Source organism: Pedobacter sp. (genome assembly GCF_045628745.1).
Taxonomy (GTDB): Bacteria; Bacteroidota; Bacteroidia; order Sphingobacteriales; family Sphingobacteriaceae; genus Pedobacter.
Genome location: NZ_JAZQPU010000299.1, coordinates 1 through 11,814, shown reverse-complemented (window position 1 = coordinate 11,814; position 11,814 = coordinate 1). Strand labels below are relative to the sequence as shown.

9 protein-coding genes and 1 tRNA gene are annotated in these 11,814 nt (G+C 37.7%); 3 read left to right on the top strand and 7 right to left on the bottom strand.

The features are described 5' to 3' along the window. A partial coding sequence (locus tag ACR2F7_RS11055) for a prolyl oligopeptidase family serine peptidase (RefSeq protein WP_432713622.1) occupies positions 1-240 on the top strand: 240 nt, incomplete at its 5' end. A 213-nt stretch (positions 241-453) separates the two neighbouring features. On the opposite strand, the gene ACR2F7_RS11050 is transcribed toward ACR2F7_RS11055, so the two are convergent. Continuing rightward, positions 454-2,385 carry a glycoside hydrolase family 2 protein gene (locus ACR2F7_RS11050; RefSeq protein ID WP_432713621.1) on the bottom strand — a complete coding sequence of 644 codons (1,932 nt, stop codon included), beginning with the start codon at positions 2,383-2,385 and terminating at the stop codon, positions 454-456. 158 nt (positions 2,386-2,543) lie between these two features. On the opposite strand from ACR2F7_RS11050, the gene ACR2F7_RS11045 reads away from it, so the two are divergent. After that, the gene (locus ACR2F7_RS11045) at positions 2,544-2,975 is read left to right on the top strand and encodes a hypothetical protein (RefSeq protein ID WP_432713620.1); all 432 of its coding nucleotides are present in this window, start codon (positions 2,544-2,546) and stop codon (positions 2,973-2,975) included. Here the strand turns inward: ACR2F7_RS11045 and ACR2F7_RS11040 are convergent. The 3 genes from ACR2F7_RS11040 to ACR2F7_RS11030 all read right to left on the bottom strand — a co-directional run bounded on the left by ACR2F7_RS11040 (position 2,972) and on the right by ACR2F7_RS11030 (position 7,858). Then, a complete protein-coding gene (locus ACR2F7_RS11040) occupies positions 2,972-4,177 on the bottom strand; it encodes a Gfo/Idh/MocA family protein (protein WP_432713619.1) in 1,206 nt (401 codons plus the stop codon). The two genes, ACR2F7_RS11045 and ACR2F7_RS11040, sit on opposite strands and share 4 nt — an antisense overlap. 29 nt (positions 4,178-4,206) lie before the next feature. After that, positions 4,207-6,777 (bottom strand): M1 family metallopeptidase, encoded by a 2,571-nt coding sequence (locus ACR2F7_RS11035; protein ID WP_432713618.1) that lies wholly within the window; start codon positions 6,775-6,777, stop codon positions 4,207-4,209. A 187-nt stretch (positions 6,778-6,964) separates the two neighbouring features. Further along, entirely contained in the window at positions 6,965-7,858 is an 894-nt protein-coding gene (locus ACR2F7_RS11030; RefSeq protein WP_432713617.1) for a hypothetical protein, read from the bottom strand. Between the two features lie 382 nt (positions 7,859-8,240). Here ACR2F7_RS11030 and ACR2F7_RS11025 point away from each other — a divergent pair. Next, a tRNA-Ile gene (locus ACR2F7_RS11025) sits at positions 8,241-8,314 on the top strand. Positions 8,315-8,518: 204 nt separating this feature from the next. Here the strand turns inward: ACR2F7_RS11025 and ACR2F7_RS11020 are convergent. The 3 genes from ACR2F7_RS11020 to ACR2F7_RS11010 all read right to left on the bottom strand — a co-directional run. Continuing rightward, positions 8,519-9,646, bottom strand: a complete 1,128-nt coding sequence (locus ACR2F7_RS11020) for an AI-2E family transporter (RefSeq protein WP_432713616.1) — start codon at positions 9,644-9,646, stop codon at positions 8,519-8,521. Between the two features lie 689 nt (positions 9,647-10,335). Further along, entirely contained in the window at positions 10,336-11,496 is a 1,161-nt protein-coding gene (locus ACR2F7_RS11015) for an iron-containing alcohol dehydrogenase (protein ID WP_432713615.1), read from the bottom strand. Between the two features lie 6 nt (positions 11,497-11,502). Beyond that, positions 11,503-11,814: zinc-binding dehydrogenase (locus tag ACR2F7_RS11010; protein WP_432713614.1), on the bottom strand; the 312-nt coding region annotated here is incomplete at its 5' end.

The window sequence follows — 11,814 nt, the reverse complement described above, 5'->3', positions numbered from 1 at the left end:
AAAGCACAAAACTACCCTAATATGTTAGTGACTACAGGTTTGCATGATAGCCAGGTACAATATTTTGAACCCGCCAAATGGGTGGCCAGGTTAAGGGCTACCAAAACGGATAACAATGTTTTATTGCTGAAAACCGATATGGATTTTGGCCATGGTGGTGCCTCTGGAAGGTTTGATTACCTGAAAGACATCGCTCTTTATTATGCGTTTTTATTTGCTCTAGAAGGGGTTCATAATTAAATAAATCGCTTATTGAGTGATAAAAAACCTGTATCAATGTCGATACAGGTTTTTTTTGTGATTAACCATCGAACTATGGTTAAATTCCATGTTACCTCAGTCTAAACATGCAACAAGCATAACCAGAAGTTAAGCCATAGACAATATCAGTACCAGCATAGTTCCAATCAATTATTGTTTAAGATCATGGAAATGATGTTTAAAAGTTATTTATTAAAGAACAGGGACCTGATACAACTTGTCATTCACCTCTTTCAATTTTTCTACCGGCATTTTTGTTACTTTTCTATCGTAGGTCATAAAGCCATTAATTTCACCTTCAACATCAGTAGTTTGCGTATAAACTGCTGCAGAGAGACCCAAGCGAATCAACGCTTCTAATCTTTGTGTAAAGGTTTTATACTTGTCAAAAAGGTCTGTTGCATTTTTAAAAGACTGGTAACCCCAATTGTCTTTCTGCTGCCAGGTATGGCCATCCACAGGCAGTCCTAAGCCCCCAAATTCACCTAAAACAAGTATTTGTTGCTGACCAAAAAGATCTGGCCTGGGCATAGCAGGCTGAGGATAATTATGAAGATCTACCATATGACCTGTGGTGTAAAAGTTACCGCCACTTGCACTGTTCACCAACCTGGAAGGGTCTTTTTTCATGGTCCATTCTGTAATTTCTACCGTTTTGAATTGCCCCCAAGCTTCGTTGAAAGGGACCCAAACAACTATTGCGGGGAAGTTGTATAAGGTATTGATAATGGCATCCCATTCTTTCTTATAATAAGCCTCTGACTCTGGTGTTCTCTGTTTGTCCGATCCATCGCCTAATACCCCCGGTCGGTTTTCCCAATGGTTACCTAAATCGCCGCTAGGCATGTCTTGCCACACCAGCATTCCATTTTTATCGCAATAGTTATAATACCGGGCAGGTTCTACTTTGATGTGTTTACGAATCATGTTAAATCCCATCTTTTTCAGCTGATCGATGTCATACACCATTGCCTCTTCCGTTGCTGGTGTATATAATCCATCAGGGTACCATCCCTGGTCAAGAGGCCCATATTGAAACAGAAACTTATTGTTGAGCAACATCCGTTGAATGCCCGCAGCATCAGCACCCATAGAAATTTTGCGCATGGCGAAATAGCTTCCCACCTCATCGATGGTTTTACCATTTCTAACCAGGCTGATCTTTAAATCGTATAAAAAAGGATTAGCCGGCGACCATAACTTTTCATCGTTTAAAGCTATTACTCCTGTTGCATCAGCTGCTACCGATTTTAAGGCAATAACTTTTTTGCCATCTAACACTTCTATTTTGAGCTGGTCACCGTCTTGGCTTTTTTCTACATTGGCACTGATGGAGATGGTGTGTGCATCAATATCAGGTGTATGTTTTGTGGAGGCTATATAAGATGGTGAAACTGCTTCAAGCCATACCGTTTGCCAGATTCCCGTTACAGGGGTATACCAAATGCCTTCAGGTTTTTTAACTTGTTTACCTCTTGGCTGTGGGCCAGCATCTGTAGGATCCCAGACTTTTACTTTAATTTCTTGTGTAGCCCCTTTATTTAGAAAGGCGGTGACGTTAAAGGTAAAAGGATCAAATCCACCTTCATGTGTACCCACACTTTTACCATTTACAAAAACTTCTGACTGCCAATCTACCGCGCCAAAGTGCAACAGCACCTCTTTATTTCTCATAGATGATGGAATGGTAATTTGATTGCGGTACCATAATATGCTGTCTTTACCTACTGTTTTACCCACACCAGAAAGTGCAGATTCTATAGGATAAGGGACAAGAATACTGCCGTTGTATGTTTTAGGCTCAGCCGCTGCTTTTGGGGTGATGGCATAACTCCATAAACCATTCAGATTTTTCCAGTTCGCACTTCGTACAAGCTGAGGGCGAGGATATTCTGGCAAAGGAGCTTTGGAATTTACCTTCTCTGCCCATGGTGTTGCTATTTTATCTTTAATTAAAGACCATTGTTGCTGCTGTTGTGCAATGACCGATGAAGAGAAGCTGAAGACTAATAAAATAGTTGTTACCAGAACTTTGTGGAGATACCTTTTTGAGAATGAGGAAGAAACGTTTGTTGCATTCAGTATGGAATGCTGTTCCTTGGGCAGGGTTAAAGTTTTTTTCATAAAGTTTAATATTTGGTGGTTATTATTTCAAAACATTTACAGTCTTCAATGTTTAAGTTACATATTCTATAGCGGCCTGCTTAATATGTTGATAATTAAACATTCCAGTGAATAGGGGTTTAATATTTAATCCTATCTTTAGACAATCGAAAAGCAATATGAAAAAAGATACCAGAAAAGATCTCTTAAAGCTCTTTGTAGCTATTTTATTGACCTTCACTGTAGCCTCCTGTTCAAAGACAGTAAGGTTTCAAACCTCTACTGTAGTTCCTGGTGCAGATGCAAAAGTAATCATCAGTAAAGATGACAATAAAAACAACGTTATTGAGATGACGGTAACCAACCTTGCTGACCCCACCAGACTCAGTCCACCCAAGAAAACCTATGTAGTGTGGATGCAAACAGCAAACAGTGGCATTAAAAACATAGGTCAGCTGATTAGCGAAACCAGTTATTTTTCCAGTGCCAGGAAAGCTGTACTCAAATCAACAACACCCTTTTCTCCGCAGAAGTTTTTTGTAACCGCAGAAGATAATGCAAACATCCAATATCCAGGAACCCAGGTGGTTTTAACAACCAAAGATTTTTAGCCCAAATTATATTCAGGCTTCCAATATTGTATGCCCTTTCCAAAAAGAGATTGATTGATCATATCTACTGTAATAGCCGTTTTTGCGCCTGTATAAACGTTTGATGCAGGTTGCTTTTGTGTCATGATACATTGGTGAAAGTCAGTTAAAGCATACCATGACCCATCTTTGATGGGTTCTGTTAAAATTGGGATGCCACCATCCTTATTCCATGTAATTTTTGTGGCTCCAGAAACACCATCTACCGTATCACGAAGTTCTTTGAGCGTCTCTTTTTCAGGGTAAAACACACCCTCATTCATCAACAAGGAAACAGAACCTTTAGATCCTTTGAATTTAAACAAGTAACCGTCATGGCTATTGGCACAGGTAGCACCAAAGTTGCCTATCATTCCATCTTTTTGATAACGCAAAACGGCTTGTACATTGTCGTAAGTTTCACGACCATCCTTATAGAAATCAATTCCGCCACTTCCGTAAATTTCATCTACATGGGTATCAAAAGCCCAGTTTACAAAATCAATCTGGTGCGACAATAATTCTGCTGGTAAGCCACCTGAATATTCCTTATACATGCGCCAATTAACCTGTCTTTCTAAAGAAGGATCAGGAAGTGCACGGCGCCAGCTGCCATTGCGGTCCCAGCGGCAATCAATTTGTGTCACTTTACCCAGGTATCCCGAATTGATCATTTCCTTAACTTTGAAATAAAGTGGGGTATAACGATATTGATGGCCCACCTGTAAAACTTGTCTAGGTCTTGCTTTAACCAATTTCACCAATTCCATAGCCTGCGTAATATTATAGGTCATTGTTTTCTCCAGGAAAACATGTTTCCCAGCCTGCAGCGCATCCTTTGCAATCTGAAAATGCATGTTTAAAGGAACAGAGATGATCACCGCATCAATTTCTTTGTTATCCAGGATATGACGGTAATCTTTAGTACTAAATACGCCCGGGTTTGACTTCTTAGCATATTCAAGTCGAAAGTCAAGTACATCACAGATACCTTTCAGCTGGAATTGCTCAGGCAGTTGTTTTAAGACATGAATTAAGCCATTGCCCCTGTCACCGCAGCCAATAACGGCAATGTTAATCTTTTTCCCCGCTTCCCCAAATGTAACCGCCTTTAAAACTGACTGGTGTAAAAGTAAGGAAGTAGTGGCTATACCTGCCTTTTTTATAAAGTTGCGTCTAATCATAACTAGTTTATTTGGTTGAGGTCTTTAGGCTATTGATTCAGTGGATCAAGCAATTTCTGTGCTCTAAAAAGGTTATCTGTCGATTGTAGAATTTTATCTTTTAAATTAGAAGGATATGCAGGGTTTTGTTTTAGAAATTCTGTAACCACCTGGTAAGCTTCCTTATTTTGGTAATTACCAAAAACAGCTGCCAGCCATGATTGAGGGAAAAATATATCTCCGGTTTTCTGAATATCGTTTAACAACACCAAACTTTCCTGAAGGTAGTTCTGTGAGCTGCTTTGTCTTAAAGGATGATGAAGATAAAATAAGGCGGTGGTTACCCAAGCTTCTTTTTGGCGGTTTTTGAGTTGGCGTAAACTATAGAAAAACTGATCGCGGTCTTGCACATTTGCAGAAAGTGCCGGTATGATAAAAGAAAGTCGGTCACGGCGATCCTGGTTTTTAATTCTCGATAGTTGCTGTTGCATCACGGCCGAGACAGTATCTGTCTTTAAAGCAATGGTTAAAGCAAGTGCAGTATAGTCATCTTCAAGCAGTTTAACCCCTGCTGGTGCTTTCTGGTTGAGCCAGATGTTATAGATGCGCATCTTTGCCTCTTCAGTTAAATAAATGTTCTGGTAGGCGTTAAAAAGAACTTTCTTTAAGTTAGGAAACTTTTGTGCCAGCATAGCATTCCATAATGCTTTTTCCAAATCCGGACTTAAGGCAAGTCTGTCTTTTTGAGTGATGAATTTCCAGTAAATTTGTGTGATGTAACCTGACAACATTTGAAGATTCATTTCATTTTTTTCCACACCTATGCCTTGTGCATATAATTTAAGCAGCTCTCCAGGTTTAAAAGATTTACCTGAAAGCATATTTTCATAAGCGTTAAGGTATGCTGATGCCCGTTCTAAAGGACTTTCTAAAGCAAATAAATGTTTATTTAGCAATTGATTTACTGGGAAAACGCCATAACCCATTCCATCTGAATTAAATAAAATGGCGTCTGGCTTTTCTAGACCTTCCACAGCTTTTAACAGAACGGTCTGCTTATCCATATTCACCGGAATTATTTGTTGGTGATCCGCATAAATCAGGGTAATGCTAAAAACCTGCGGCCAGATCCTTTTCGGACCTGTTTCTGGCTCCTGGCTAATTTTAAACTGACTGATTTTATCACCCTTTAAATGGTACCCATAAGTAAATACAGGTCGGCCGGGTTGGTTTACCCATACTTTATTCCACTTCTCTAAGTCAGCCGTACTGAACTTATTTAAGATTTTAATAAGGTCATTCCAGGTTGCATTCTTATAGCTGTATTCTTTTAAATATTGGCGAATGCCTTTCTGAAAGTTATCCTTTCCCATCAGCTCTTCAAGCTGGCGCATCATAATAGGCGCTTTGTGGTAAATGATATTACCATACATAGATCCTGCATCCTGAAGGTTATCTAATTGCTGACGAATGGGATTGGCACCCAACGTACGGTCTACGCCATAAGCTGCAGGATAATGATCCTGCAAAAACTTAAGGTTAAAAGTCTCCTGCCCCATCATTTTTTCGGTAACTTTATCTGCCATGAAATTGGCAAAAACCTCTTTCATCCACACATCATTGAACCATTGCATGGTTACCAAATCGCCAAACCACATATGTGCAGTTTCATGTGAAATAAGGTTTGAGCGGGCAATGTATTGATCTTTAGTAGCCCCTTCATCTAAAAATAAGGATGAAGCTTTATATCGAATTTCACCGGGATGTTCCATACCGCCGAACTGAAAATCCGGGACGGCGACAAAACCAAATTTCTGAAATGGATAAGGAATGCCTGTCCATTGTTCCAAAAAGTTCAGGGCATCGCCATGTGCTTTGAAAACAGAATCCACACTGAGGTCAATTTTTCGGGCATCAGTTTCGCGGTGTAGAAATTCCATATTGCGATTAGCCCCTATTTGCTGAAGCTTTTTGTATTTCCCTGCTGTAAAAGAAAAAAGATAGGTAGGCAGTTTTTCGGTATTGGCAAAATGATAAGTGACAATACTGTCTTTAACTAAGGAATCTTTTTTTGTTCCATTCGCTAAAACATGCCATTGCTTAGGCACTGTCAGCGAAAGTTGAAAGTTAGCCTTTAAGTCTGGCTGATCAAAACATGGAAAAACAGTACGTGCCAATGCTGGAACGAAAAGCGCATAGAGGTATTCTTCGTTTCTGTTGAGTGATTGATCTCCAGCAATAAAATCTATGCTGATCTCATTAGCTCCTTTCTTTAGGTATTTATGGTCAATCAGGATATGCTCATTGATCAATTTTACAGCAACGTTTACACCATTAACCTTAATGCTATTGATATTTTCAGCACTTTGTTTAAAGTCAATTTGCAAATCCTGATTAACTTTATTCAGTAAGAAGCTGATGTGTTGAGTGCCCACAATGGATCGCTGTTTAGCGGAAGGAATATTAAAATGAAGGGTATATTGAATGTCGCTGATCACCGATTTACGGTAAATGGCCAAATCTAAGGAAACACCAGGAACTACAGATAGGCTTTTTTCTTTCTGTTGAGCGTAGGTAGCAGTTGTTAAGGAGAGTAAGAGTAAAAGGTATTTAACAGACATATAAATTTAAAAGATGAATGATGAATCTTACAGCATAAGATGATATGCGCATTAAAAATACTTCATTTAAACCTAAAAATTCTTCATTCTACAAGCAATAGTTCACCTGTTTTTGTAACATCTGTGTTGGGATACTCAATAGCCCTTAATAATCTTAATTTTCCGGAAGCTCCTTTAAAGGTTTAAATCAATTTTTAAGTGCCATCACTTTTTCCAATAAAGGCGTTAATCCTTTAGCAGAAATGTTATCATTGTTCCAAAAACTCATTACACAGCTCACATAATTTCCTCTAACTGGACTTGCAACATAGTAAACTGTAAGGTTTTTGCCCCCTGAAGCACCTGCCAGCAAAGATTTTAATCCTGAGAAATCATATATTATTCTTTTCGCTTTTGTTGCCACACCTTCAAAGATGACCTCAACCTCCTCCTCTGCACTCACCTTTACCCCTTTCTTACTTTTGGTTACACTAAGTTGATTTTTAAGTGCAGTCTGTGCACTTTCCATACTTTTGTGAACAGACCAATTCATTTGCCCATCATAGGGACATTGTATTGAATTGATATTAGCCCAATAGCATTTATTCCCTATTGTCATTTTTCTGCCTGCAAAGTCTACACTATCTATAGAAACTGCCTCAAACACGCTTGGTGGAATTTCGTCATTTAAAATCCTGCTCACGTACTTTCTTTCAAACTCTTTGTCTGCTTTATTGTAAAAGCCAAACCAGATGACCGATATAGTTTTGTTTTTATTTTCTAGGATATAATAAGAATTGATTTCACTAAGCTCGTCAGTGAGCTTTTCGGTTTTGGTTACATTTAAATTATTAAAAGCCAAAACTTCGTCCTTTATTTTAGCATCAGTATCCTTGATAGAGAATCTTTTATAGATCTTCTTTAACCCTTTTTCTGCGAAAGCATCATTATAGGTTTCAGATGTAAATTCTATGCCATCAATATTATAATAGGTGGTGGATTGATTTTTTATGGCTTTTAATCGTTTAGTAAAGTCATCTTGATCTTGACAAAAAGAAACTGCTGGAAAAATCAATAGCATTAAAAGGTAGATGAATTTCATAATTAGGGTTTTTCAATTTAAATGTACGGTTTGTTAATGAAATTTTCGATTGATAGAGATTAAATTTTACACCTTTAAGAAATAATTTAATTTACATTTTGAGGATCTCCAATTACAGGGGTAATCATAAAAATTACTTTATCAATGCTTAATCATTGGAGTGTTACCATAGGTTCCATCACCGCTATTTTAAGATAATTAGAGTTTTTGTTCTTATAGTTATTAAAAAATAAAAAAAAGTATTTTTACCGGAAAACCTGATTATCAGCAAAATAAAATGCAAGTCATGCAATTTTATATTTAAATGAATAATAGTTGATTCAAAAATTTTGAGATTTAAAAAAAATACCCTAATATTGCGCTCCCTAGAGAGATCTAGACCGGGCCTATAGCTCAGTTGGTTAGAGTAGAAGACTCATAATCTTTTGGTCGCTGGTTCGAGCCCAGCTGGGCCCACAAAATAAAATCGTCTTACAAAGAAATTTGGAGACGGTTTTTTGTTTTCCGAGTGATTCTCTCCTCCACCATAACATCCTGTGTTTTTCAATAAAATGAATTAATAATATCTAAATTGCTTATAACCAAATGTAAACCCATAGGAATAAAACAAAATATATACTGGCGTTTAAAATTAATTGAACAAACTAGGAGAAGCTCATTTTAGTCGACAACCTTTACTGGCTTTTTACGTGCAATTAACCTCGTAGCCAACTTGTTCTGTTTAGCTTCCTCATCGCCAAGAATAATGCCCCAGGATTGAAAACCTTCTACCCTATCGAAAATAATTTTGAGTATGGCGATGATCGGAATAGATAAAAACATTCCGGATATACCCCAGATCATTTCACCGATAATAACACCTAATACCGTAATCAGGGCATTGATCTTTACTTTTGAACCAACAATTACCGGTAATAATATATTACTGTCAATGAGGTGCGTAATCACTAAAGTGATAACAACTAACAATACTTTACTAATCAAGGTGGCTGTGGCAAAAGTGACAAGCGCACTCACCACTAAAGCAATGAAAATACCAATGTAGGGGATGATATTGATTAAACCTGTAATCATCGCCAGCAGTAAAGCATACTTTATTCCTAGTGCCCAGAATGCAATAAACACTATTGCCGCCACAATGCCCATCTCTATGAACAGGCCAGTAATATATTTTCTGATGATATATTGTATTTGTTCAATAATATCATGCACCATTTTTTTATTTTCTTCCAAAAAAACAGATTCAAGAAACTTCATGATGAGCTTTCTGTAAAGCAAAAAGAAAAAGGTATAAATGAAGGTAAATACAAAAAACAACAATACTGAAGAAAGGGAAAGCAGCGTTGTGCCGATTACCGTTGTTCCAGAATCCATAATTTTACCTGTAGCCGTATGTACGTAGGTCAATTGTTTGTGTGCATTGATATGAAATGTATCTGCTATCCACTGTTGAATAGTACCAATAGACTTGCCCAATTGTTCTTCAAATTGTGGCCAGTCTTTCGCTAAATTTGAAACCTGCGACCCTATAATATACATAATGAGGCCAATAGAGGCTAAAAATATCAATACCGACAACATGGAAGCGCCACTGCGTGGAAGCCTGGTTTTCGTTTCAAAGAAATTTGCCATAGGCAACAAAAGGATCGAAAACAAACAGGAGAAAATGAGTGGAGAGAGGATATCCTTACCAACAACAATAATGTAAACTAGCGAAATCAATATAAATAAGATACAGGCTAACTTAAAGTAAAAAGGATGTTGTTTGAATTGGGAGGTATCCATCATGGAAAATAACATTATAATCGATATGAAACAACAAACGGTTCATTTTGTTTGATATTGATGAGGTGAACAGCAGTTAGGTTATTTCCATTCATACATCTTATTGAAACCAAATCACATTTTTTTTATAAACTTTATAATGTATTTTTATAGATAATTTTAAATAAAAAAATTAGATAAAATTAATTCATTACCAATGCTTTATACGTATTTTTGAATGCAGTATAATTGTAATTGCACATGGCTATATAATTGTAATTGTACTAAAATGTATAATTATAATTGAACGTAACATATAATTGTAATGCATGGCAGGAAAACCGGCTGCCACATTGAAAAATTCTACTGTATAAGCCCTCAGAAAATAGCAATTCAGCATTTGATTAAAAGCAATTGAATACTCTATTGAATTTCAGTTACCATAACCCTACCGTTCACTAACCCATAGCTTATATTTTACACTTAGCTCCTGCATACTTGCTACGGACCTAGCACCGAAAATCCGGTACCAAACCGGTAGCAACCCCCTACCTAATCCCTAATAAGTCGTGTAGAATAGTTAGTGATGGGTAAGCTAAAAACAAGTGATGGGTACACTATCACCAAGTTGCATGATAGGCTATGAATAATTAAATAAAAATGCCGGTCATCATTACAATGAACCGGCATTTTAAAACAGCTAAAACTTTGTCTTAATAGCTCATTTCTACAATTTTCTCTACATCTGCAGGAGAAAGCGTTTTATGTTCACCAAGACCTAACCAACCTCTTTCTGTAAAGCGAGTTTTGATTTTTTGTGCAGTACCTTCATAGGCATTTGTATAATCAGAAAGCTTGGTATCGATACCTAAGGAATGGAAAAAGGCAACGGTTTTTGCAATTGCTTCTTTTGCAATCCCTGTGGTGGTACCTTCTGTTATTCCCCAAACCCTTTGACCATATTGTGCTAACTTTTCGCTTTTGGCAGCAAAGTTATATTCGTAATGACTTGGAAGAATGACCGCTAAAGTACGAGCGTGGTCAATACCGAACATCGCCGTTAATTCATGTCCCATGGCGTGTACTGCCCAATCTTGAGGAACTCCTTTTTGAATTAAGCCATTGAGGGCCATAGTGCAGCTCCACATAAAGTTAGCCGCAGCTTCATAATCAGCAGGGTTTTTCATGATTCTTGGTGCCACTTCCACTAACGTCTGCATAATGCTTTCCGCAAAACGATCTTGCAACAAGGCTTGAACTGGATAAGTCATGTACTGCTCCAAAACATGCGTAAAAGCATCGGTAATACCATTTGCCAACTGACGTTCTGGGATTGACTGTACCACCTGTGGATCTAATATGGAGAACACTGGAAATAACCCAGGACCACCCATCGCTAATTTCTCCTGTGTTTCTTTCCTTGTAATGACAGATCCGGAGTTCATTTCTGAGCCTGTAGCTGGCAAGGTTAAAACAGTACCAAAAGGCAAGCCTACTTCGGTTCTGATGTTTTTGGTAAGGATATCCCATGGGCTGTCTCCTTCATATAATGCAGCTGCAGAAAGAAATTTAACACCATCGATGACAGAACCGCCACCAACAGCAAGCATATAAGTAATCTTTTCTTCTTTTATAACTTTTAAAGCATCCATTAAAATGGCATACTCCGGGTTGGCAGGAATGCCACCGAACTCCAATACTTCAAAGCCATTTAAAGCTTTCATCACCTGGTCGTAAATGCCATTTTGTTTGATGCTGCCACCACCATATAAAACCAATACTTTAGCATCTTTTGGAATTTCCTTTCCAAGGTTTTCTATCTGTCCTTTACCAAAAAGTATTTTAGTAGGATTTTTGAATTCGAAATTTAACATATCTATTTATATTTTAACAATCATTTTACCTTCATTTTTACCATCGAACAAATCCATGAAGGCTTGTGGAATCTGGTCGAAACCATTTACAATGGTTCCTGTATAAGTTATTTTTCCTTCCTGCACCCATTGAGTCAACTGGTTAATGGCCTGAGGAAATTTACTCGCATAATTAGTGACAATAAAACCCTGAATCAAAGCGCTCTGTTTAATCAGTATTCCCTCCACGCTTGGTCCTTTTGGCTCTTCAGTACTATTATATCCAGAAATAGCCCCACATAATGCTACCCTACCAAACTTGTTAATGTTGGCCAATAC

Excerpts from the sequence above, each read along its gene's own strand:
- ACR2F7_RS11050 (WP_432713621.1), bottom strand. The coding sequence starts at position 2,385 with ATGAAAAAAACTTTAACCCTGCCCAAGGAACAGCATTCCATACTGAAT.
- ACR2F7_RS11045 (WP_432713620.1), top strand. The coding sequence starts at position 2,544 with ATGAAAAAAGATACCAGAAAAGATCTCTTAAAGCTCTTTGTAGCTATT.
- ACR2F7_RS11040 (WP_432713619.1), bottom strand. The coding sequence starts at position 4,177 with ATGATTAGACGCAACTTTATAAAAAAGGCAGGTATAGCCACTACTTCC.
- ACR2F7_RS11035 (WP_432713618.1), bottom strand. The coding sequence starts at position 6,777 with ATGTCTGTTAAATACCTTTTACTCTTACTCTCCTTAACAACTGCTACC.
- ACR2F7_RS11030 (WP_432713617.1), bottom strand. The coding sequence starts at position 7,858 with ATGAAATTCATCTACCTTTTAATGCTATTGATTTTTCCAGCAGTTTCT.
- ACR2F7_RS11020 (WP_432713616.1), bottom strand. The coding sequence starts at position 9,646 with ATGATGGATACCTCCCAATTCAAACAACATCCTTTTTACTTTAAGTTA.
- ACR2F7_RS11015 (WP_432713615.1), bottom strand. The coding sequence starts at position 11,496 with ATGTTAAATTTCGAATTCAAAAATCCTACTAAAATACTTTTTGGTAAA.